Source organism: bacterium (genome assembly GCA_037128595.1).
GTDB lineage: Bacteria > Verrucomicrobiota > Kiritimatiellia > CAIKKV01 > CAITUY01 > JAABPW01.
The window spans coordinates 19230-38956 of record JBAXWB010000003.1 but is presented as its reverse complement, the minus strand read 5'-3'; the positions used below and the strand labels follow the sequence as shown (position 1 = coordinate 38956).

Genomic DNA, 19727 nt, shown 5'->3' with positions numbered 1-19727 from the left:
GATGGATCAGTATTTAATGCAGTACATGACATAGGCATTTTTGGGGCGGGACTCTAAACCACCTGAAGATGACGTTCCGCTACTAAAAGCACCCATTTGGAAATTACCTCCTGAACCAGAAGATGAACTACTTTGAGATGATGAGTTATCGTAACTATGGGTATGGGCCAGATTAGCTGATGATTGATATGATCCAACCTTATTAGAAGTTGCTCCACCAGAATAAAGCGCAGTTCTTGAATATACATCTGGGTCTATTGAATTTGTCGAAGTTCCTGCCCATCCCCTTAAGAATTGTCCCCTCAAATCAGGAACATTGAAATTAGTTCCAGATCCACCCCACTGCCTTCCAATGGCATTAAACAAGACTTGATAGGTGTTTGTGCTCACAGCACTTCCATCACATAAGAGAAATCCTGTGGGAGGATTAGTGCCACCGAACTGTATGATAGTTCCGGCGGGTATGGATGAAGCGCTATTGGCTGCGTAGCCTGCCACTTCGGCGTACCCTGCATTCGTCGCATATCCTGCCGATGCGCTATTACCTGCATTTGTGGAATAGCCTGCTATTCCAGATGAGTCTGATCGTTGAGCGTGCGCGCCATCTGCAGCATACGCGGCGGTGGATGCATTGCCAGCGGCCGTGGCAAATCCGGCAGTGAGTGAATTGCTCGAAATCACTGATGTTCCCGCAGCCGCGGCATAGCCTGATACAGCTGAAAATTCTGATGTTCCAGAAGACACAGAATAGTCTGCGTTGCTTGCCCAGGTGGCGGAGTATGGTGACACCTCGTGGCCATTGACGAATAATGCAGGGATATTCACCGGAACATAAAACTGAGCCATCCCATTACCATTGGTTCCGCCGGTTTCGTCGTCGGCAATGATGCGCCAGTACTCTGTTGAATTGGTTCCTGTATTCCAGGAGAGAGACAATATGCCATTTGTGACAAAGGGATATGTGCTGCTGAATTGATTTGTTCCAAGCGTTATCCAGTTCGGGGTTATCAGGTCTGCTGTCCATTGAGGATACAGCCTCCATCCAATCCGGCCAACAACACCGGCCATCAGATTAGAGCCAGAAACCCTGAATGAAACAATCCTGGGTGTGTAATTCGATGAGCCGGTAATATCGAACATCGTAGAACCACCGCATGTGAAGGAGATGGTATCCCCGACAACGGAAATGCTGTAACGAGGATCCAACTGAAGGGTATTTCCAGCCAAATCGACTATGTTACTGGCCGGGTATCTACTCCAACCCACGGCGGATTCGCCGCCAGCAATGTACGCTGCAAGCCGGCTGTTTAGGGTTTGCAGATTGACTGCATCACGGTTTCCAACAGGGTTATCCACCCGGATTGCTATCCCGGCATAGTCATTTATCCCCCCAATCCGTGTTGGGAACTGATGCCCCCACACGGTCAAACGATCAAGCAGGGCTATCGAATCCCCAATGCCTGGCACGCTCTCTACGACCGACACGCGCAATCGATATCCATCCGATGAGATCCTGATGTCCGATAGCGTATCGAGTTGCACCCAGTCCGCATCGTTGGTTGTGTACTCAACGACTCCGGCAAGTTCAACCAGGTTTGACCAGGTCACAGAGATCCCGGAGATACCCCGCCCGGTTATCCAGGGAGAGAGCAGGTTATGGGTTTCCAGATTGCAAATCCCATTCGTGACCTCGGCCGTCGATGTCCAACCTGTGCCATTGGTCCAGGTCATGCCATCAGCAGTACCCCATCCCTCAAACGTTTCGTCAAATATCAGGACAGGCGGGTTATCCAGGGCGAGTCCGTTGCTGGCGTAAAAGCCGGAAGGTGCCGATACCAGCCCGTTTGAATTGACCATAACCGTTCCGCCCACCGCCGCTGGAAGATTATTGGTGCTGGAATATCCAGGAAACGCCAGGAAGAACATCAGCACAAACGCCAAGATCCCCACCAAAATAACGAATTTCGAATACTTCCTCATGATTGCCCCGCTCCATGTTTGATTTGCTCGACGCCTTCAGCCCCTTCAATCCAGATGGGGTAAAATTTCGACGTGGTCCGGTTATAGAGCTGAATATCACCGTCTGAGATCCGGAACGTGGGGGCTGCCATCGGGACAACGTCCAGATCATTCTGAACGGCATCCTCTTCAACTTCCAGATTGCAGCCGCCCCAGGTAATGTTTCGGGATGTGGCATCTGTGGTCACTGCATGAATCACCAGCCAGAACGTTTGCTTCTGCTGCAACGTATTATCGCCCGAAAGCGGGAGTTGAGTCTCCGCCTTGGAAAGCTCGAATAAGGCGTGATATTTATCTGCCGTCCCGGATGCCCATTCTTCAGCGGTTAAGGTGCCATGCAGATCCGCGAGAAGCAGTTCTTTTCGCAATAATGCCCCGCCTGAACGGGATCCGTTGTGAATCTCCAGGTAAAGGTGTGCAATATTGCTGATGTCAGCCTGCAGTACCCCGTTGACTAAAAGCCCCACCTCAACCTGCAGGGAGGTCCCCCGCCAGATCAGCGCCGTGCTGCCGGAAACCAGATCAATAACCGGTGTGTGTGATTTAGCATCCGGCGCGATCCGGATGCGATGCCTTGCGAACGTCGTCATGATATTGAGCCTCCAACAATGCTGAACTCGGCCCGCACAAGGATACCGATGTGCGTGAGTTTAATGTCTTCAAGAACGGCGTTATTGATCTTGATCTGCGATGTTCCCGCATCTGTAGACGTTGATATCACTACCTGGCTGCTCCGTTTGCAGGTGGCATAAAACTGAACAATGAACGCCTCTGCTGCCTGAACCGTGTCGCACTCGCGATCGCACCGGAACGAAACTGAGATGCAATGGTTCTTTCGATTCCAGACTTTGACTGATACCGCCCGGAGAAATGGTTGAATCTGCGCCGTGATTTTACCGTCGATAGTGAGACCGCCCGGTCCTCGCCAAAGATTTTTACCCTTGGCGACGCCATCGCAAAGGATGGTTTCCCCAAGGTTGGCGCCGGCGTCTGATAACTCTTTGATGGTGATGCGCATTTGGATTCACGCGATCAGGCGACCATGCCAATCGTGAAAAGGGCATCCAGCACGCCCAGGGTAACGCCCCGCACGCTCATCAAATCAAGTTCCTCAACGCGATCGCCGGTGCCGTAGCGGTGGGGTGCATCGGTGAGGATCATGCCGTTGAGGGTCACGGTGGGTGCGCCTGACCCGCCTGAGATCACCAGGTTGGCCTTGTTCGCCGTAGCGGATGCGCCCCGGGCGGCTCCGGCCCCCTGGAAGGTCGCCATCAGGGCATGCAGGTTGGTTACAGTAATGCCGATGGGATTACACTTGGCCGAGATCTTCGCCTGGCCATTATAGATGTGGTCAAAGATCCCTACTGAATCCTCTTCCTGCGGGTCAACACCCACATCAAAGGAAATTGTCCACCCGGATTTCGTCTTGATGCCATTCCACGGGGTACCCAAGGCACCCAGGGCGGCCGTATAGGGCACAGTCTTGACGCCTGTTGCCGCAAGGCCGGTGTCACTGAACGCGGCGTCTGCAACGGCCGAGAAGTGTTCCGCCACAGACCAGGCGGCATTGTTGGTGCCAATGGCGGTAAAGGTTACCTGGCCGAATGCCGTCTTGGTGGCTCCCAGGGAAAGATCAGGCATTTTGCTCACAAATGCATTCTTGTAGGTGCATTTCTCCTTGCCGTTGTAGGGATGGATCACCAGGTCTTTATCAGTGGCCGGCATGGCGGATGCACCTGTTACGGCCGAGGCGTGAGGAAAGAGCACGCCCAGGATCCCGCTGGAGACTTCGCCATGCGGGGTGAAGGTGATTTCAGTCACAACCTGTTTGATGCGCTGATCGATTGCGCCATAACCAGAGGCGGGGATATCGAATAAATCGAACCTGGTTTTGACTTTGATGTCATCCTTGGCGTAGAGCGTTACGCTGTTATAGGTGAGGATGGCTGGGCCGCGAATGATACTGGCATCTGTTCTGCTGATAGGCATGGGGATCTCCTGATTACGGGGTTTGGGTTATTTCAAGGGCTGGAAGATTAAGGGAAGTCTGTGCGGAGACATCCCAGATGAGTGAATTATCGTCCGCTATGCGTTTGGCTGTCTTGATAACAATCACACATTCGCGGTAGGTGAAGTGCTGCAAGCGTCTCATCACCCGGGTGGCAATCATTGAGGCGGTCTTCTGTGTTCCATTCGCACCCCTGTTTATCAGGGGATTCTCAATGATGCGTACCAGGACGGGAACATTATCACTGAAAATGCCAGGGGAATCAGAAGCAACTGATCCGAAAACAGGCAACACCACGATCATGCAGACGCCCTTGAGCGATCCCAGGGATTGATTGATGCGCTGCTCAATATCCGATGGGGTCTTATTTGTGCCTTCGGCGGACATGTCATCGGGCGTGAAAACATCGATGCCACTGAACCAGGTGTCATCAGTCAATTGTGAACGGATGGCGTTCTGCAGGTCAGTGACGATGTTCTCTATTTCGAACGTGATCGGCATGTCAGATGCCCTCCTGATTTTCAGGGCTGTATACCAGGACTTTGGAATCATTGAACCGCGGGGAGGATGCGCCGGCCTGTTCCGGGGCGGCAACCGTGGGCTCCTCGACTGCGAACTTTTTGGCAGCAACCTGCTCAAGCAGGCGCAAGGCATCATCATATTCCTTGATCCTGGCATCCGTAAGGAGGCTGGCAACGGGAAGTCTGGAGCATAGCCGGTACCGGATCAGATTGAGCGTGGCCCCTTTGAGTTTAGACGGGATGGTTCCCTCTGAGCCCAGGGTAACGCCGGCTGCGGCAACATAGCCGCGGACCTCATCAATGACCTGGTTCACAATCTCCGGCGTAGGATCAGTCTGGCCATCAGCCAAAGCAGCGGTTTGAAGCGCATTGAGCTCGGCACCTGCCAGGCGTGACTTGATATCGTCGGTTGTAATTGTGTTCCAGGCCATTGCAAAAACTCCTGTGTTGCGTCTGATTACTGCTGAACTTCGTACTCAACCATCACAGTCGATCCGGTTGAAATGTCGGACGAAAACAAGAGTTTGTCGCCATACTTCAGGAACCCGGCCGTAAAACTGGCGGTGTTACCTGCACTCGACAAGACCGCCACAGTTCCCACGGTCTGGGTATAGACGTTGTCGGCACTGATCCGGGAGATCGCCACGTTGTTTGAGGCAACCAGCGGGTTGACAACCCAGATCCGTTTCAGCTCCACCGCGGAATACTTCCAGGTATTGGTCCACACAGCCGAACCGGTGGTGGTACCCAGAGATTGGACGGAGCGGTCATAGACTGACGCGGCATAAGCGGCGGCAGACATGACGATAACCAACAAGACCAGGGAAACAATAAACTTGAGACTTTTCACGATATATTCCTTTCAAAATGCTTTTATGCAACGGCCGGGCACTCACCGTGCCCGGCCATCGCGGTTGATCAGTCGTTCGCGTCTACAACGTCCAGGCGCTTGCACAGTTTGCTTGAGATAACCTGAACGTCGCTGGTCCAGTCGTTTTCAAGCCAATCCAGATGCGGCTCCTGCCGGTACCCATAAACCTCGGTAAAGAGGGACGCGCTGGGCGCGAAGCACTTCGCAAAGGACGGGTCGTACACCGTCGCCGTGGGGCTGTTGAAGAACGCCAGCACGGATCCGCCCAGGGCACCCTGAATGGTTGCACCGGCATTGCCGAGCCCGCCACCAGCCAAAACCGAGGTCTCCACGATCTCAATCCTGATGTTCGGGTTAACGAACATGGCTTTCAGGCGATCCGGTGTCACCGCGGCGATATCCGCCCCAGGCATGCGGTCGAGGATCTTCGGGTTGCTGGCCAATACGCACCAGGCACCGAAATCCATCGCAATGGTGTTCGGCACAATGCCACTGGATTTCCAGACCGCCTTGATCAATGCATTGAGTTCGGCGATCGGATCCACATTGGCCTCATTCCATTTGCCCAGCCCAGCGGTCGCCGCAACGGCTCCCTTGATAACCGATAGAACCTGGCTCAAATGCGATACCAGGCAATTCACGGTCAATGTCCGCGTCTTGGCCTGTTCGAGCAACGCAGTGTTTCCACCAGCCTGCGCCCGCTCGAAATCGTCAATCGAGATCCGCAATCCGGACGGTGCGGCGTTGTAATTCGCCGTGCTCCCCAGAAACTCGATCGCCGATGCCTGGGCACCGACTGCGCGGCGCGAAACAGACGCGGAATACGCCTTGAACGCCTGCTTATCCTCGAAGATGTTATAAAGCCCGGACGTACCACCGGTGGGAACCGTGGGAGCCAGGAGATCGATGATGCGGCGGACCGCCACGATATCCTGGGTGAGCCCGAACGCATACGCGGTCAGGTCGGCGCGAACAATTGCACTATTAGGACGTGTCATGTTATTTTCCTATTTTCTCTTTTGATGTTGTTGCTGGTTTAAATGCTTAGGCGTTCGTTTTGGGAGCTCCCAGAACAATGATTTTGACCCGGTCATTAGCAACGCCGCCCTCGACAGCGATGCCGAAATCCTGCGAACCGGCCCCGGTCGCAATCACCCGGCCATCTGCGGCGGGGGTTACATGCTGTCCGGCAAGAACAGTACCGCCAAGCACGGCGGGACAGGGACCTTGAACGCAGACGCCACTGATGCCACCGGCGATATCGCCGTGGGTAATGACACCAACAACGCGGTCCGTGGCAGCGCCACAAACGTTGATGCCATCGGTATCAAACTTGACCGCATAGCCGTCCTTTGCGGACAGATCCACGGCGCTTTTGTTGGGGAGAGAGATAATATGCATGGTTTTCTTTTTCTTTTTTCCAGCGAATCTTCGCTGTGTGATTACTTGTTCTTGAACAATTCGGGTTTCAACGTTGCCGCCAACTGCCAAGCCTGTGCATTGGTGCTGCAGCGGTTCTTCAACTTTACTTCTTTGATGAACAGGTCACGTTCAGTGGCCAGTTCAGCCGCTTTGGCCAACTGCTCTGCGGTGGGGGCTCCCCCATCACGGTTACGAAGTGCGGCGGGCATGACTTCCGGCTTACGCATGGACTTGATGATCTTCAACGTCCCTTCGCGATTAACCAGCAGCTGGGCCTTGACCTCTTCGCGATTTGCGATCACGTCCTTATGCTCATCCAGGTCTTTATCAACCTGAACGATTAAAGCCGCCTTCTCGTAATCGAGGAGTTTGGTCTCGGCTGTTACGGCGCGATTCTTCATCGCGTCCTTTTCATTGCATGCGTTTTGCATCTCGCATGCCTTGGCGGCCTTTGCGTCGGCGATCTGCTGATCCGTCGCCTCGGCCGGGAGCCCCAGCAGTGCCAGGAGCTCGGCTTTGTAGTCCATAGTGGACTCCTCTCCCCCGGGGTTGCCGGGTTTGTCTTTTGTCCCGGTATCTGCCGGTGCAGGCTCAGTTGAGCGGTTCGATAGTGGCTTGGTGACCTTGATGTTCGGATCATTGGTGAGGGCGACCGTAGACAACCGCATGGGGCGCAGCGCCCCGTCAACCGTCACGCAGTCCGCCCGGTTCCAGACGGGTGAGACGTAACGATAGGCCCCGCTCTTGACTTTCGCCTCACCATCGCCGGCCCAGCGGATCTGCGCATAGACGCCATCCGTGCGGTTCTCAAGGTCCATGATCCAGCCGGCTGCCTCCGATGGCTTATCGGTATCCAGGCTGAAGTGATCGTAGTCAACCAGGATCCCGCCAAAGTTATCAGCCGCGGCATCAGACTTGAATCGGTTGACAATGGCCTGGCAGGCGGTTTCATCGATCAATTGCTTATCGCCTGAGGGATGCGGGAAGATTCCCCGGGGAATGATCTGGAACCATCCATCAGTGGGCAGTTCGAAGTTTTTATTCAGGATTGGTTTCATTTTGGATTCCTAGATGACCCACTTTTTCCAGCCGGTCCACTGCTCCCAGCCTTCAGGCTCCTGGACGTAGTACTTAACATCCTCCAAACCCGTCAGGTCGTCATACTGTTCGGACATGATGAACAAACCGTTCCAGCCAAATTTCGGACTCCACGAATTTTGATCCTGCCAGTAGTTATATGCAGCTTTCGTATCGCGTGAGACATCTATGGTCGCGTGCCCGGCGGTTCCATCTGATCCAGGTCCCTCATAAACCTGACCATTATCGGGGCTCGTCCCATGATTAACCCATCCGCTGACATCACGCCCATCGATGAATGGGGTTTTTTCAAACTGCGGCGAGTACATGGACTCACTGCGCGGAAGGGTCAGCAACATGGATCCCGGGGCAAATATCCCCATATCCTCTGCGGCGGAGAATGCTTCCCCGATGTAAAGCCCTCCATCCATGTTTCCGCCATAGAACATCTTCCTGGCACGAAACCAAATGGCGTCACCGTCAATCTGTTTAAACGTCTTCAAGGTGTCCATGCCCACGAACCTGCGAAGCATAATTTCCTTGAAGTTTCCCACCGCGTGCCCAGCGCAAGACGGCCCATTCTGGTTTTCGGAAGGGACACACCACGGCACCCATGTAAACGGCACGCACGGCCGGAACGGTTCTGCGGCCATACGCCGGGGAGCGCGAGGAGCCACATTTTTTACACCCTTCCACTCTTTTTCCTGCCACCAGTTTTTATTCATAGTGTTCACCATTTCGGCGCGGGGATTGTATTTGTTCCAACCATCGGCGGACCTTGGTAGGGCCAGTTAGTTGCCGCGGATGGCGTATTGCAGCCAGCGAGCGTCAAGACTAAAGCGGCAAATGCCAGGATAGGTAAAAAGTGCTTCATATTCAGGGACCTGTCTTTGTGGAGTTGTCCGTACTGGTGTTCTGTGTCCCGCTGCTGCCGTTGTAGTTCACATTGTTGCCGTTACCATTGACGCTGACAGAGGGTTTATCCTTGCTCCCGCCACTGCTTTGATTGGCGGCGTACCCGGCGGCCACGCCAGCAGCTATCGTGGCAAGTGATGCGCCCGGGCTTGCAGAAACCGCGCCTACGACGCCAGGGCCAAATGAACTGCGCACGCCCGCATACATTTTTCCTTCACGTTGCTCAACGGCCAATTGGGCATTGTGTGAGGTCGTGATCCATGACAACCCCGCCGCAATCACCGAAACCCCAACCAGAAGGGCCAATACGATTTCTCCGCTTTTGCTTTGGATTTCGCTTCCCTCTGCCTTTTGTTTGGCGCTCATCTTCACCAGTACGCTCCAGGCCACACCAATCAACGTGATGATGGCGGCGATCGCCGTCTCCTGCTCGTTGTTGTCCATCACGCCCTGGTTGATGAAAAAGCCTCCACCGATCGTGAGCATGTGCCGGATAAGGCCCAACACAACTTTGTTGGCAACCAGTGTCAATCCGCTCTGTTCATACTTCTGCACCCATCGAATCAATCCGTTCATAGTCCGATCTCCTTGTTCATGTGTTTAACTGTCCAGTCATACGCCTGCTCAATAAGCCTGTGATCGAATCTCAGCATGGAGTTTTCGCCGCCCATGATTGGCCAGATGACTTTGACCTTTGGGTCACCCATGGTCTCATCCAGGACATCCGCGATCTGATCCAACATCAGGAGATTCGCATTGCGGATCATGTTGCTGATGATCCCGGTCCCTTTGTAATCGTGCGGACGCGGCTTGCCGATCAGCAGATAAACCTCATCGAAGTCATGCCAGTTGGAGGGCAGAGGCAGATTGAACCGGTATCCGCCATCAATGTAATCCTCGCCATCCAGCAAGGGGACAGACGGGAACAGACCACAGATTGACATGGAGGCCAGTACCGCCATCGCCGGAGAGTTTGCCAACTCAGGACGGGCCACGTTCACCTTTTCACCCGTGCGCTTGTTGCAGGCCCAGGCGGAGAATGGCTTGCGTATCATATTCCATGACGTCGGCAGGAAGCCGTTCAGCACACACATGATACGGTCATTGTCATGGATAGACTCCAGCCAGGGGAAACGGAGTTTCCAGAAAGGCCGCTCATGCCGGACATCATCATCCTTGTGAAATTGCAGATATTCGACACCGGCAGCAGCTGACCAGCCACAGGCATTCATAGACCCCACGATTGCCCCGGCACTTGTCCCGGATATCTCTGTGGCCTGGATGCCCATATCTTCCAGGGCCAACCAGATCCCCGCATGGATGTCCAAGCCCGGCATCCCGCCACCCGACATCACAAACAACACTTTTTTAGCTTGGTAACTCATAATTGGTCATTTCTCCGATGGGGTTTCACCACATGCCATTGCATTCGCGCGGAAACCCATTGCAATTCGGTTAACGGGGGTGGGTCCGTATGTGGATACCCCTGAACGGCGTGTAGGGCATTCCAGACCCCTTTTCGGGTAAAATCTCGTTTCAGCGTTCCAGATCATTTGGATCCCCCCTGTTGGGCCTTCATTCCCGCCTCAAGCGCCGCCTGTAGTTCAACGGCCATGATCTTGGCGGATTCCGGATCCGTATTGATCTCCTTCAAAAGTTCCGGCAGTTCCCCTTTTAACGCTTCAATGGCTGCCATCATTTCGGCATCCGGCAGTGCAAGGGCCGCCTCAAACCGTTTGCGGATAGGCTCCAAGTCCGCTGCAACGGCTTTGCTGAAGGCGGTATTGCGCAGGGAAAAGACCATCGCCGGTGAGCGGCGGTTGGGGAGTTGGAAGCCAATGCCTGGCATTACCGGGGCCGGAGTGGGCAACTGGGGAGCGGCGGTGATGGTGTAGCCTGTTTTTTCGGAGAGCTGCACCCAGTCCACCTGCCCACCGGCATTCTTAATCTTAACGGCATGGTCCAGGATCTCGCCGACATCCTGCTCTTCATTGGCGGCCAACTCGAAATAGGCAAGTTTCGGTTGACCAGGGAAAGCCGCCTCCAGGACAACGGCATCAAACTGCGCCTGGAAGAGTTCACTGATCTTACGCGCCTCACCCCGGGCGACGATGTTGAAGGCCTCCATGTGGGCCGACCCGGCCAATGTCCCGGATCCGGACTCTGTGAGCATGGTCAGCAAGCCACCCGTTCCAGCCAGGACAAGCTTTTCGCTTAGATACTGCATGGCATCACGGAATGGATTCGTTCCCCTGGCCTGGTCGGCGCATTTGGCATCGCTTCCAAACGGCAGCGCCCCCGGGCGGCCCTCGGCAATCGACTGGGCCGCCGCCATATATTCGGCCTCTTTACCGGGTGGCACGTTCTGCGGCATGATCACGATCCAGCCGGGGATCCCATAGATCTCAACAAACGCATCCCAGTTCTTGCGGCTCAGGTTTGAGCGGATGAACTTCAGGAGTCCGATTTCATCCAGCGGCCGGGGCCACTCCCGTATCAGGGTAAAGCGGGTATCGATCTTGTTTTCTGCTCCCAGGCTAATCGCGGTCGTTTGCTTGGCAGCCTGGTTCCAGTACCAGTCCCCGTGCATACCGTCCCGGGCAATGTTCCACTGATTCAGGCATTCGATGTGTGTGGCCTCTCCCGGGAGGGCTACCTGATCGCCTGCCTGAAACTGGCAGATTGAAAACTCCCTGAATGCCGCCATCGACATATGTTCGATCGCCTCATAGAGATTGGTAATGCGATTATATGCCGCCAGCAGCACCTGCGCCTGGGCTTTGGCCAACGTATCATCCAGGGTGATCCCACGTTTGGCTGAGGCCTTTTCATCGACGATCTTGACGTTCCAGTCCATTTGCGTGATGACGTTCACGCGCCGTTCAATCAGTGCTATCAGATCCTCATCACGCCGTTCAATGAACCGGTAGGCCCACTGGATGTCGGAATAATCACCACGCTGGGCCGCTTCGAACATGGATACCGCCCGGGCGATGGTCAGGCCGCGTAACGGATTGAACTGTTGACGCCACCGGTCAAATTGCTCTGCAGGGTTGCCGGTTACCGTCAGGCCCGCAGCCTTCCTGGAAGATTTGGTTTTGGTTGTGCTCTTCATGATTATGCTCCCACCATTGCCAGGCTGCGGCGGCTGTTGATTGCCAGGCTCACGGCGGTATCGAAAGTGACTGGTTTGAAATCACTGCCCGTCTGTTTCCCGGCATGCAGTGCCAGGGCCAGAGCCCAGAACCGGTCGCTGTGGCCACTCTTGCTACGGTCGGCCGTAAACCGGATGTTTCCCGCCGCCGTCGTCTCTTTTTTGATGGCCCGCAGATCGGCCGCAATAAGGGGATCAGCAGGAAGCCTGAGCGTTTTATCTTCAAACGCGGCTCTCACCGGGTAGGCCATGGCCTCCTTGCTGCTGTTCGTGAAGGCAATCCCCTCAACCTTGTAGGTACCGAACCGTTCCTGGGCACGTTCCACGAACTGCCGCCCGATACCGGTTTGATCGATGCATACCCGGCGCATCTGGGGCAGACCGAAATAGGGATAGACGTTGGCCTCCTGGTCGGAAAAACACACTGCCTGGAGCTCAATGCGCTTGCGGAGGAAATAGACGCCGGACACCTTTTGAAATATCCAGCAGGCGGTCAGGTCATTATCACGCCCGATATCCACACCGGCGTACAGCTCATGTTTGCAGTCCTGGAATTGATCAAAGGTCCATTCCCACGCCTCACCTGCGGCATATTCGACACCGGAAATCATTTCGTAACTGATGAAGGCGCTGGAGTCATCTGCCGGGATGCAGCAGTATTCCTGCTGCCACTGTTCTTCGTCGATACACTCTGCCTTCGTGCGGGCCATGAACGCGTCCCGGGTCTCATTGCCACCAGACTTTGTGTTGATCTTTTCAACCAGTCCGGCCTCAACGGCGTCAGCCAGGGTAATCTTGTGATGGCTGAATCCCATCGGGTTCCCCTTTTCAGCAATGCCCCGGATGAGTTCGTTGAACACGGTCCCGGCTCCCCTGTGGGTGGAGATGATCTCCAGTTGGCCGCCCCATTGCGTAACGGGCTTGGCCACTCGGTACAGGGTCCTCTGGTCCTTGTGCAGGGCGAACTCATCCAGGATAACGTGCCCGCGCTTTCCCGCCAGCGCATTGGGGTTGCTCGACAGGCTATAGATCCGGCGGCCATTGGCGAACTCCAATACGCTGGCGCTTCCCTTCCCGTCATCACCGATGATCTGGTCACCCAGGTCTTTGGAAGCCAGTTTCAGGACGGCCGCCCATGCCTTGCAGTCCTGCAGAAACAGCTTTGCCTGGACATCATCACGGGAAGAGACCCACACATCCAACCTGGCTTCTACCGGGGAAGCCCGGCGCACGGCCGAGTAGGCCGTTGACCAACTCATGCCGATCTGGCGGGACTTCTCCATGATCTTGAGGCGGGAATCATCTTCAATCCACCGTTTCTGGTAGGGCATGAAGAATTTAGGTTGGCTGGGTGAAGGCGTCATAGCAGGTTCAGGGCCTCCTCAACCGCCTTCAGTGTTTCCGGGGTAATCCCGCCCTTGCCCGCAGCTCCCGCGGCTGCTGCCAATGTCGCCTTGGCCTTGGCGGCATTATCCTCAAGCAGTTCCAGCCGGCGCAGCTTGATCTTTAGATCTTCAGTGCCTCCCGCCACCTTGCAAACTGAGGTATAAAGCCGGACGGCCCGCTCAACGGCCTGATCATCACCACGCGCCCGGGCGGCCACCACGTCATTGCCCAGGGCTTTGGAGAGCGCCTGCGGATCCGTGGCCCCGGCGGCGGTCAATTCCCGCTCAAGGGAATCCCGGTCTTTAATCCGCTGCAGCAGCAGGTATTCGGATTCATGGTCCGCGAACCAGTCCCGGAACCGGTAAAGGCCGGCGCGGCTGGGGGCATCGATATTGAACTCCTCGGCGATCCACTTGGATACCGCGTACCAGGGGAACCGGCGCATCCGGTCAAACACCTGCGCCTGCTGGGCCTCTGTGAGGCTCGCATCCCATGAATCGGTTCTTCGTTTGCGATCGTCAGTCATGATTAAAACGCCTTGAGTTTCGCCTCACCGCCCGGGGTGATGCTCCATGTGGGAATCCCGAAATCATCCTGGCCTTCAGCCGCCCAGTCGTGCCGCTGGCATTCCATCAGGGCGTCGCGGATCTGGTGAGCAGCCAGGGGCCGGCGGATGATCGTCTCGATATCCACCCCGACCAGCTCCTCTGTGAGATTGTCGCGGTTGGCATTGTTGGAAAGCACCTTGAGTGCTGTCTTAACCAGTGTCAGATCAATTGGCATTTGGAACCCTCCCGGTGCGGTGATCTCTGAAGTGATCTTCAAGACGGTCGGAAGTGGACTGGGCGATTGTGGCGATGGGGTCTATCCTGGCATGAAACTTTACCGCCCGCTCCTCTGCCTGCTGATTATGCTGATTCAGTGTGTTGGTGAGCGTATTCCCCAGGTGATCAAGTTGGCGTTGGATCGCTTCGAGCTTGCTGCTCTCCGACTGATTCGCCTGGACATGTGCAGCACGGCAATCTTCCTTCGTGATGTACTGGTGATGAATATGGTCCTTTGACGCGTATTCAGGTTCCGGCTTGACGATCAGCGGACTGGGTGTGATCTCCCGTTTTTCAGAGCGGCCAGAAAGTTTCAGCATCACTACCAGCAACGTACCCACGCTGGAAGCTGCCATCACCCATTGACCGATATTCGCAGCTTCGTTCATAGACCTCCCTTGAAAAAGGTGAGTCCAGGGCGGGGGGTAATGACTCCCCCGCCTTTCTGCGCCTGTGAAGTTATCACACAGGGGACTCCGTTGTGTGAGTCGCACAACGGCAGGGTGCTGGAACGGCAGCAAGAGATTGAAATCATGAGGGACCGCCTTTGGGTATATGGGCTGATTCTTCGATGCAGCGGCCAAGGCCGATCAGCAGGGCACCAATAGCGGGATCAGGGGAAGAAAAGGCGGAACCCTGGATCTGGATGACGGGGACCCCGTCAAGGGTAATCGCAAGGTTCCTGCGCGTTGTCCTATTTACAGGACGGGCTGCATGTTGCACCTCACTGCGTTTGAATCGCGTTGACTGATTTGCTTTCAATGCCCCGACAATAGCGGAGGCCGTGGTTCAGCAATACCCCAGGAGGGCAAGGATGCTGAAGACTCAAATCATTGGCAAATCAACAATCAGGCGCAAGATGCGCAGTGCAGGAAAAGTAGAAAAACATATTTATCAAGGCATTAATCACGCCACCGCTGCCGCCGTATCCAGCTTCAAAATGCTCTGGCAGTGAGGGCAGAGGGTTTCGATGATGCCAAGACCTTGCCGCACTGGAAACGGTTTCCCGCATTCTGGGCAGTCAGCTTCAAACTGGGGAGTTGGCGAAGCCTTTTTTTTGACAGGGTTATGTGTTCCGCAGTGGGTGCACGGAGCATATATAGCTTTGTCATCACGTTGATGTGAATACATCTTTCTGCAGTGCATGCATTCAATGATCGTTCCTTCAAACTCCGCAACGTGTGATGGCTCAGGTGTTTGAATGTCAATTTCGGGTTCTGTGAAATCCTGCCTGGTAACTCTCCATTCGATGTTACGCCTGCAGTGCATGCAGCATTTCACCCCACTATCCACAAGACCATGACAATGAGGGCATTGCACCTTTTGCATGTCATTCTGATTTTTGATCGGGAGAGCGATCATGATCAGGAACGCCAATAAAGGAGAGATGAGTAATGATAAGAGGAAAAATTCAAACACGCCTCTACCGCGCTGGCCAGCCAGGTACCCAACAACCATGGATAACAATCCCCAGACCAGAATCGCAAAAAATACCCCAAACCTGATTTCACTGTCGTTCATGTGTGACCCTCCTTAGAAGTTGAGAGAATTACTACACGGACTCAATCGAAAATCCAACAATTTCACTCTTCTTTCAGACGCTCTATCGCTTTCTCTAGCCCTTTCAGACCCGCCTGGATACCTTCAATCGCTACCCTAAGTTGCGCTGCTGCTCTCTCTAATTCTGAAATTTTAACTTTTTTTAAAGGGGAATGATGGGGGTTCAAATTCCTATACGTGTAGGAATTTGAGTCATTCAAATACGACAGCGATGTCGTATTTGCCGGTGTTATTCCTGCATCAATCTCCGCTTTCTGAAGTTTAAAAAAGAGCTTCTTTGTTAACTTTTGTCGCCTTTTTTGGATTTTCCAGATTGTCTGCCTGGACACACCAATCCGTTCTGCGGCCTGTTCATCATTAAGCCCAAGTGACAGCTTGAACCGGTCGTAGCTCGCCAAGAACGTTGCGTATTGTAAACTTTCGTCTTGCATGTCTGTAAACTTTTGTTACCTTGGCAATAGTGAAGGGCGACAAAGACGCCGACCACTTCAAAAGGATAGATCAATCGGAACGGGAAGCAAGGAGCAAATAATGAGCAGCAAAACAATCAACCTAGAATCAGGGAAATCCAAGCACCGGAATAAGACTGTTATTAAACGGATGATGACCCAGATCCACAGCCATTTCGCGGCTGAGCTAAATAAAGCGCAACGTTCTGAATCCAATGTTCTTTTTGTTCAGTCCATAGACGGCACAGTAGCCAATCGGAAATACTATCGTCTAAATACGAAACGGTCAGTACGAGTACCGGCGGCTCTGGAAGTGATGTCGCGCACCGATGTGCCCAGTCAGCCGCGCAATGCCATCGGTGGTCAAGAAACCATGATTCCCATCGACCGAGGTCAGGCTCAATCCCTAATGACGCATGGTTACGTAGTTTGCGATCCAGCATGTCACAACCTGCGGCTTCCCTATCCGTCAAAATTCGGTATATGCCCGCTGCATCCCCAGGAAGTCTGTCTGCATCCGGTGGTGGGCGCATTGGCATCATATCTACTTTCCCGGCCAGGTAATCAGAAAGCTGTTTCATTGTCTTCATCCCGGAAATCTACCGTTAAAGCCAGTGTCAAGAAAGTGAAAAAAGGGAACAAATGATGAGTCCATCCAAAGTCAAACCCACTCAGCACTTCAACCCACACGTGGTACGTGCCCATTTCGTCCTGCGCGGTACCAGCTGCGCGGCCTGGTCTGAAGCCAAGGGGTTTGGGCGGCGGGAAGTCTGGAAGATCATCAACGGAAAGCGGCTTGGTACCGGGAAACTCGGTAAACGCATCGTCACGGCGCTGAAGAATGAACTGAAAAAGGCGGGGTGATTATGGCGACAGCAACAGACACAGGATATACCAGGTTGGCGGCCAGGATGGCCGCACAATCTGATCTCGGCCTTCCCGCCGATCCCAGCGGAACCATGGTCGGTCAGATCCGCACCCAGTTCGGCAGCCGTAGCTTCGTGTCTGTCTCTGATGTCGCCGCCGCCGTTAACGTCTCCTGCCGGACCGTCCTCGCCTGGCGTGAAGCCGGCCTGATCGAAGGCATCAATGTGGGCTCCGGCGATAAACCCTACTTTCGGATCTCCGGCCCCAGCGTCGTTCGTTTCTTTGAAAAAAGGAGCCAGGAACTATGAACGCCACACTTGATCAATTTAAAGCCGCTGTTCGAATCCTGAATAATGCCCGGGGAGAATCGAACGCGATCACTCTTGACGATCTCACTGCCCGCGCTGGCCTGCCAAATCGGCGGACCACGGAAGCGATGATGGAGCTAAGGCTCCCCGACTTCCCTTACCCTTTGGTGGCCTCCAGCGCGGGCTACTTCATTCCCACCAGTTCCGACCAGCTCAACACCTATCTGCGCAGCCTCAAGAGCCGGGCGGTAAAAATGTTCATGCGTTCCCGGACGGTTGCAAAAAAAGCCATTGCACACGGTTGGCAACGGGAAGGCAAGTGGTTTGCCAAGCCGCCCGTGCAACTGGATCTTTTTGAAGATGAGAGGGGTGCATGATGACTCTCATGATTGCCTGCGGTTTTGCGTTATGCGGCACAGTGCTGGTTTTTGGGTTGATTGCAGTAATGGATAAAATCGAACAGAAAAAAGGAAAATAATGAACAAGGTACTGAAAGAGCGGAGTGCGGATATTGCGACGGCCATGAGCGGCCTGTGTGATGCGGTGGGTAAACTGTCCCTGGTGCGTGATTGCCTGGCTAAGGATATGAAGACAACACCCCATGGTTCAACCGATGAGCTGCTTTTGCTGAATATCAACCGGACCATCGAACGGTTGACCGCTGCCGCGGCTATCATCCCGGATGAATGCTGGGCCATCATGATCACCGGTAATGCGGTGGGCGGGCATGAGGTACAGAAGCGGGTTGAAACGTTGATCCGCAACACCATGATCATCAACAAGGCCGCACAGAGTGTCGCCGCCTAAAAGGAATCACCCAATGGCACGTATTAAAAAATCATTGGCCGCAGTACTGGAGACCCGGGCGGATGCCGAGGCGGCCCTGGGGAAACTGGCTGAGTTGAGTTATAGACGCGACATGATGGCTGCCGAGTTGGATCTAGCACTCAAATCGGCACGGGATAATTTCGAATATCACATTACAGGGATCACGGCTGAAATCGACGGTCATTTTGAATCGTTGAATGTCTGGGCCGATGGACACCCGAATGAGTTTGGGGCCCGTAAAAGTATCGACATGGTCCATGGTCAGCTGGGATACCGGACAGGACAGCCGAAACTTAAATTGTTGCGAGGATGGACATGGGAGCGGGTCGCCGCCGCCGTTCAGCAGATAGCCCCTAAATACATGCGCTTCAAGGTTGAGGTCGCAAAGGATGCCTTGCTTGATGACCGCGATGCGTTTTCAAAAGAAGAGATGGCGGATATCGGGTGCAGTGTTGTCCAGGACGAATCATTCTTTGTCACCCCGAAACAGGAGGTCACTTGATATGGCCCTTCCCGTCATACTGCAGCAGTATCTGAATCGCGGGAAGGCTGGCATCCCGCCGGTTAAAACGGTTCTTCCCGTTGCTGCCCCTATATTGATTAAAACGGAATCTACTAATTCTGTGGAGACGCAGGAACAGTTCAAACTCAGGATACATCTGAAAATGATGTTGCAACAAAAGCCCGTCCGGATCCCGCTGAGTAATGCACCGGATCCATATCAGAAGCAGGTACCGTTCGTGTCAGATCACACGGCGGGATGGAACCCGGTCAATAATGGATTCATGCGAGGTAACCATATATGAGTGCAGCATCCAATCAATCTGTCGAAAAGCGCCCTGTTGGACGGCCGGCAAAGATTCTTTCCATGGTGCCGAAACGTACCCTGGCTGACCGCGCCCCCATCATCAACCACTACCATGACAGTTCCGAAGCCGCCTATGGTCAGGCCTGCCGTTTCGCTGTCCTCTGCGGAATGGAACTGCTTGCAGCCAAGGAACAAGCCCCTCACGGCGAATGGCTGCCGTGGGTAGAGAAGAACTGCAAGTTCGACCTACGCACATCCCAGCGATACATGCTGCTTGCCGACCGGGCTATACCGGTAATTGAGGCTAAGTATCCGGTTTTTGGAGACATGGATAATTCGGTGGCACCATCCATGATGATGCGGAAGGAACGTGATCTCCTGTTGTCTGCCGTTCGGGATATGACGGATCACCGGACTATCCAGGAGCTGCAACTTGAACTCGGCATCATCAAGCCGAAAGTGGATGGCACCTCTGGCGGCGCGAATAATCCCTATGGCCGTGCAGGTAATCCCGCCACGGTGATGGATCGGGCTGAGGCGGAACGGTTGATGGCGAACAAGGATTGGTCGGATGTCTGTCGGATCACAGTCACCAACTGTCAGAAGAAAAGCTATGGGCACCTGGAGAAGGTGCGCCTGCGTGAAGTGTGGGAAACGCTCCGCAGTGTGGCGGATGAGTTGGAGGATTTCCTGAAGAAATCCAAGTGAGG

Annotated in this window: 27 protein-coding genes; 7 read left to right on the top strand and 20 right to left on the bottom strand. The window is 54.3% G+C overall.

Translation table 11 applies throughout. From position 1 onward, the window contains the following. Window positions 1-6: 6 nt before the first annotated feature. The 20 genes from WCS52_02330 to WCS52_02235 all read right to left on the bottom strand — a co-directional run bounded on the left by WCS52_02330 (window position 7) and on the right by WCS52_02235 (window position 16188). Window positions 7-1980 carry a phage tail protein gene (locus tag WCS52_02330; protein MEI6166008.1) on the bottom strand — a complete coding sequence of 658 codons (1974 nt, stop codon included), beginning with the start codon at window positions 1978-1980 and terminating at the stop codon, window positions 7-9. Further along, entirely contained in the window at window positions 1977-2609 is a 633-nt protein-coding gene (locus WCS52_02325; protein ID MEI6166007.1) for a hypothetical protein, read from the bottom strand. Before WCS52_02325 ends, WCS52_02330 begins: the two co-directional genes overlap by 4 nt. Next, the gene (locus WCS52_02320) at window positions 2606-3037 is read right to left on the bottom strand and encodes a hypothetical protein (protein ID MEI6166006.1); all 432 of its coding nucleotides are present in this window, start codon (window positions 3035-3037) and stop codon (window positions 2606-2608) included. Before WCS52_02320 ends, WCS52_02325 begins: the two co-directional genes overlap by 4 nt. Window positions 3038-3051: 14 nt before the next feature. Continuing rightward, window positions 3052-4008, bottom strand: a complete 957-nt coding sequence (locus tag WCS52_02315; GenBank protein MEI6166005.1) for a hypothetical protein — start codon at window positions 4006-4008, stop codon at window positions 3052-3054. Window positions 4009-4021: 13 nt separating this feature from the next. Beyond that, on the bottom strand, window positions 4022-4528 hold the full coding sequence (locus WCS52_02310; GenBank protein MEI6166004.1) for a hypothetical protein: 507 nt from the start codon (window positions 4526-4528) through the stop codon (window positions 4022-4024). Window position 4529: 1 nt separating this feature from the next. Beyond that, the gene (locus WCS52_02305) at window positions 4530-4979 is read right to left on the bottom strand and encodes a phage protein Gp36 family protein (protein MEI6166003.1); all 450 of its coding nucleotides are present in this window, start codon (window positions 4977-4979) and stop codon (window positions 4530-4532) included. Between the two features lie 26 nt (window positions 4980-5005). Beyond that, complete coding sequence (locus tag WCS52_02300; GenBank protein ID MEI6166002.1) at window positions 5006-5398, bottom strand: hypothetical protein; 393 nt, start codon at window positions 5396-5398, stop codon at window positions 5006-5008. Between the two features lie 68 nt (window positions 5399-5466). Further along, window positions 5467-6417, bottom strand: coding sequence for a hypothetical protein (locus WCS52_02295; GenBank protein ID MEI6166001.1), 951 nt, complete (start codon window positions 6415-6417; stop codon window positions 5467-5469). Window positions 6418-6463: 46 nt separating this feature from the next. Then, complete coding sequence (locus WCS52_02290) at window positions 6464-6820, bottom strand: hypothetical protein (GenBank protein ID MEI6166000.1); 357 nt, start codon at window positions 6818-6820, stop codon at window positions 6464-6466. A 41-nt stretch (window positions 6821-6861) separates the two neighbouring features. Continuing rightward, window positions 6862-7899: a phage protease gene (locus tag WCS52_02285; GenBank protein MEI6165999.1), complete on the bottom strand. Its 1038-nt coding sequence runs from the start codon at window positions 7897-7899 to the stop codon at window positions 6862-6864. 9 nt (window positions 7900-7908) lie between these two features. Next, window positions 7909-8643: a hypothetical protein gene (locus tag WCS52_02280; GenBank protein MEI6165998.1), complete on the bottom strand. Its 735-nt coding sequence runs from the start codon at window positions 8641-8643 to the stop codon at window positions 7909-7911. Between the two features lie 151 nt (window positions 8644-8794). Then, on the bottom strand, window positions 8795-9409 hold the full coding sequence (locus WCS52_02275; GenBank protein MEI6165997.1) for a hypothetical protein: 615 nt from the start codon (window positions 9407-9409) through the stop codon (window positions 8795-8797). Further along, window positions 9406-10218, bottom strand: a complete 813-nt coding sequence (locus tag WCS52_02270; GenBank protein MEI6165996.1) for a patatin-like phospholipase family protein — start codon at window positions 10216-10218, stop codon at window positions 9406-9408. The genes WCS52_02275 and WCS52_02270 overlap by 4 nt, the downstream gene beginning before the upstream one ends. Before the next feature lie 164 nt (window positions 10219-10382). Further along, window positions 10383-11948, bottom strand: a complete 1566-nt coding sequence (locus tag WCS52_02265; protein ID MEI6165995.1) for a hypothetical protein — start codon at window positions 11946-11948, stop codon at window positions 10383-10385. A 2-nt stretch (window positions 11949-11950) separates the two neighbouring features. Further along, window positions 11951-13351, bottom strand: a complete 1401-nt coding sequence (locus WCS52_02260; protein MEI6165994.1) for a terminase family protein — start codon at window positions 13349-13351, stop codon at window positions 11951-11953. Continuing rightward, entirely contained in the window at window positions 13348-13899 is a 552-nt protein-coding gene (locus WCS52_02255) for a hypothetical protein (protein ID MEI6165993.1), read from the bottom strand. Before WCS52_02255 ends, WCS52_02260 begins: the two co-directional genes overlap by 4 nt. A gap of 2 nt (window positions 13900-13901) precedes the next feature. Continuing rightward, on the bottom strand, window positions 13902-14156 hold the full coding sequence (locus WCS52_02250) for a hypothetical protein (protein MEI6165992.1): 255 nt from the start codon (window positions 14154-14156) through the stop codon (window positions 13902-13904). Then, the gene (locus tag WCS52_02245) at window positions 14146-14586 is read right to left on the bottom strand and encodes a hypothetical protein (protein ID MEI6165991.1); all 441 of its coding nucleotides are present in this window, start codon (window positions 14584-14586) and stop codon (window positions 14146-14148) included. Before WCS52_02245 ends, WCS52_02250 begins: the two co-directional genes overlap by 11 nt. A gap of 517 nt (window positions 14587-15103) precedes the next feature. Continuing rightward, window positions 15104-15718, bottom strand: coding sequence for a hypothetical protein (locus tag WCS52_02240; GenBank protein MEI6165990.1), 615 nt, complete (start codon window positions 15716-15718; stop codon window positions 15104-15106). 62 nt (window positions 15719-15780) lie between these two features. Further along, a complete protein-coding gene (locus WCS52_02235) occupies window positions 15781-16188 on the bottom strand; it encodes a hypothetical protein (protein MEI6165989.1) in 408 nt (135 codons plus the stop codon). 100 nt (window positions 16189-16288) lie between these two features. Between WCS52_02235 and WCS52_02230 the strand changes: the two genes are divergently transcribed. From WCS52_02230 to WCS52_02200, 7 genes are all read left to right on the top strand, one after another. Continuing rightward, window positions 16289-16852, top strand: coding sequence for a hypothetical protein (locus WCS52_02230; GenBank protein MEI6165988.1), 564 nt, complete (start codon window positions 16289-16291; stop codon window positions 16850-16852). Next, complete coding sequence (locus WCS52_02225; GenBank protein ID MEI6165987.1) at window positions 16849-17070, top strand: hypothetical protein; 222 nt, start codon at window positions 16849-16851, stop codon at window positions 17068-17070. The genes WCS52_02230 and WCS52_02225 overlap by 4 nt, the downstream gene beginning before the upstream one ends. A 2-nt stretch (window positions 17071-17072) precedes the next feature. Then, window positions 17073-17381 carry a hypothetical protein gene (locus tag WCS52_02220; protein MEI6165986.1) on the top strand — a complete coding sequence of 103 codons (309 nt, stop codon included), beginning with the start codon at window positions 17073-17075 and terminating at the stop codon, window positions 17379-17381. Next, window positions 17378-17758: a hypothetical protein gene (locus tag WCS52_02215; GenBank protein ID MEI6165985.1), complete on the top strand. Its 381-nt coding sequence runs from the start codon at window positions 17378-17380 to the stop codon at window positions 17756-17758. The genes WCS52_02220 and WCS52_02215 overlap by 4 nt, the downstream gene beginning before the upstream one ends. Before the next feature lie 100 nt (window positions 17759-17858). Continuing rightward, window positions 17859-18188, top strand: coding sequence for a hypothetical protein (locus WCS52_02210; protein ID MEI6165984.1), 330 nt, complete (start codon window positions 17859-17861; stop codon window positions 18186-18188). A 13-nt stretch (window positions 18189-18201) separates the two neighbouring features. Then, a complete protein-coding gene (locus WCS52_02205; protein ID MEI6165983.1) occupies window positions 18202-18711 on the top strand; it encodes a host-nuclease inhibitor Gam family protein in 510 nt (169 codons plus the stop codon). A gap of 366 nt (window positions 18712-19077) precedes the next feature. Then, a complete protein-coding gene (locus WCS52_02200; protein MEI6165982.1) occupies window positions 19078-19725 on the top strand; it encodes a DUF3102 domain-containing protein in 648 nt (215 codons plus the stop codon). The last annotated feature ends 2 nt before the right edge of the window (window positions 19726-19727 follow it).

Coding starts and splice junctions, on each gene's coding strand:
- WCS52_02330 (MEI6166008.1), bottom strand. CDS start 1,980: ATGAGGAAGTATTCGAAATTCGTTATTTTGGTGGGGATCTTGGCGTTT.
- WCS52_02325 (MEI6166007.1), bottom strand. CDS start 2,609: ATGACGACGTTCGCAAGGCATCGCATCCGGATCGCGCCGGATGCTAAA.
- WCS52_02320 (MEI6166006.1), bottom strand. CDS start 3,037: ATGCGCATCACCATCAAAGAGTTATCAGACGCCGGCGCCAACCTTGGG.
- WCS52_02315 (MEI6166005.1), bottom strand. CDS start 4,008: ATGCCTATCAGCAGAACAGATGCCAGTATCATTCGCGGCCCAGCCATC.
- WCS52_02310 (MEI6166004.1), bottom strand. CDS start 4,528: ATGCCGATCACGTTCGAAATAGAGAACATCGTCACTGACCTGCAGAAC.
- WCS52_02305 (MEI6166003.1), bottom strand. CDS start 4,979: ATGGCCTGGAACACAATTACAACCGACGATATCAAGTCACGCCTGGCA.
- WCS52_02295 (MEI6166001.1), bottom strand. CDS start 6,417: ATGACACGTCCTAATAGTGCAATTGTTCGCGCCGACCTGACCGCGTAT.
- WCS52_02290 (MEI6166000.1), bottom strand. CDS start 6,820: ATGCATATTATCTCTCTCCCCAACAAAAGCGCCGTGGATCTGTCCGCA.
- WCS52_02285 (MEI6165999.1), bottom strand. CDS start 7,899: ATGAAACCAATCCTGAATAAAAACTTCGAACTGCCCACTGATGGATGG.
- WCS52_02280 (MEI6165998.1), bottom strand. CDS start 8,643: ATGAATAAAAACTGGTGGCAGGAAAAAGAGTGGAAGGGTGTAAAAAAT.
- WCS52_02275 (MEI6165997.1), bottom strand. CDS start 9,409: ATGAACGGATTGATTCGATGGGTGCAGAAGTATGAACAGAGCGGATTG.
- WCS52_02270 (MEI6165996.1), bottom strand. CDS start 10,218: ATGAGTTACCAAGCTAAAAAAGTGTTGTTTGTGATGTCGGGTGGCGGG.
- WCS52_02265 (MEI6165995.1), bottom strand. CDS start 11,948: ATGAAGAGCACAACCAAAACCAAATCTTCCAGGAAGGCTGCGGGCCTG.
- WCS52_02260 (MEI6165994.1), bottom strand. CDS start 13,351: ATGACGCCTTCACCCAGCCAACCTAAATTCTTCATGCCCTACCAGAAA.
- WCS52_02255 (MEI6165993.1), bottom strand. CDS start 13,899: ATGACTGACGATCGCAAACGAAGAACCGATTCATGGGATGCGAGCCTC.
- WCS52_02250 (MEI6165992.1), bottom strand. CDS start 14,156: ATGCCAATTGATCTGACACTGGTTAAGACAGCACTCAAGGTGCTTTCC.
- WCS52_02245 (MEI6165991.1), bottom strand. CDS start 14,586: ATGAACGAAGCTGCGAATATCGGTCAATGGGTGATGGCAGCTTCCAGC.
- WCS52_02240 (MEI6165990.1), bottom strand. CDS start 15,718: ATGAACGACAGTGAAATCAGGTTTGGGGTATTTTTTGCGATTCTGGTC.
- WCS52_02235 (MEI6165989.1), bottom strand. CDS start 16,188: ATGCAAGACGAAAGTTTACAATACGCAACGTTCTTGGCGAGCTACGAC.
- WCS52_02230 (MEI6165988.1), top strand. CDS start 16,289: ATGAGCAGCAAAACAATCAACCTAGAATCAGGGAAATCCAAGCACCGG.
- WCS52_02225 (MEI6165987.1), top strand. CDS start 16,849: ATGATGAGTCCATCCAAAGTCAAACCCACTCAGCACTTCAACCCACAC.
- WCS52_02220 (MEI6165986.1), top strand. CDS start 17,073: ATGGCGACAGCAACAGACACAGGATATACCAGGTTGGCGGCCAGGATG.
- WCS52_02215 (MEI6165985.1), top strand. CDS start 17,378: ATGAACGCCACACTTGATCAATTTAAAGCCGCTGTTCGAATCCTGAAT.
- WCS52_02210 (MEI6165984.1), top strand. CDS start 17,859: ATGAACAAGGTACTGAAAGAGCGGAGTGCGGATATTGCGACGGCCATG.
- WCS52_02205 (MEI6165983.1), top strand. CDS start 18,202: ATGGCACGTATTAAAAAATCATTGGCCGCAGTACTGGAGACCCGGGCG.
- WCS52_02200 (MEI6165982.1), top strand. CDS start 19,078: ATGGTGCCGAAACGTACCCTGGCTGACCGCGCCCCCATCATCAACCAC.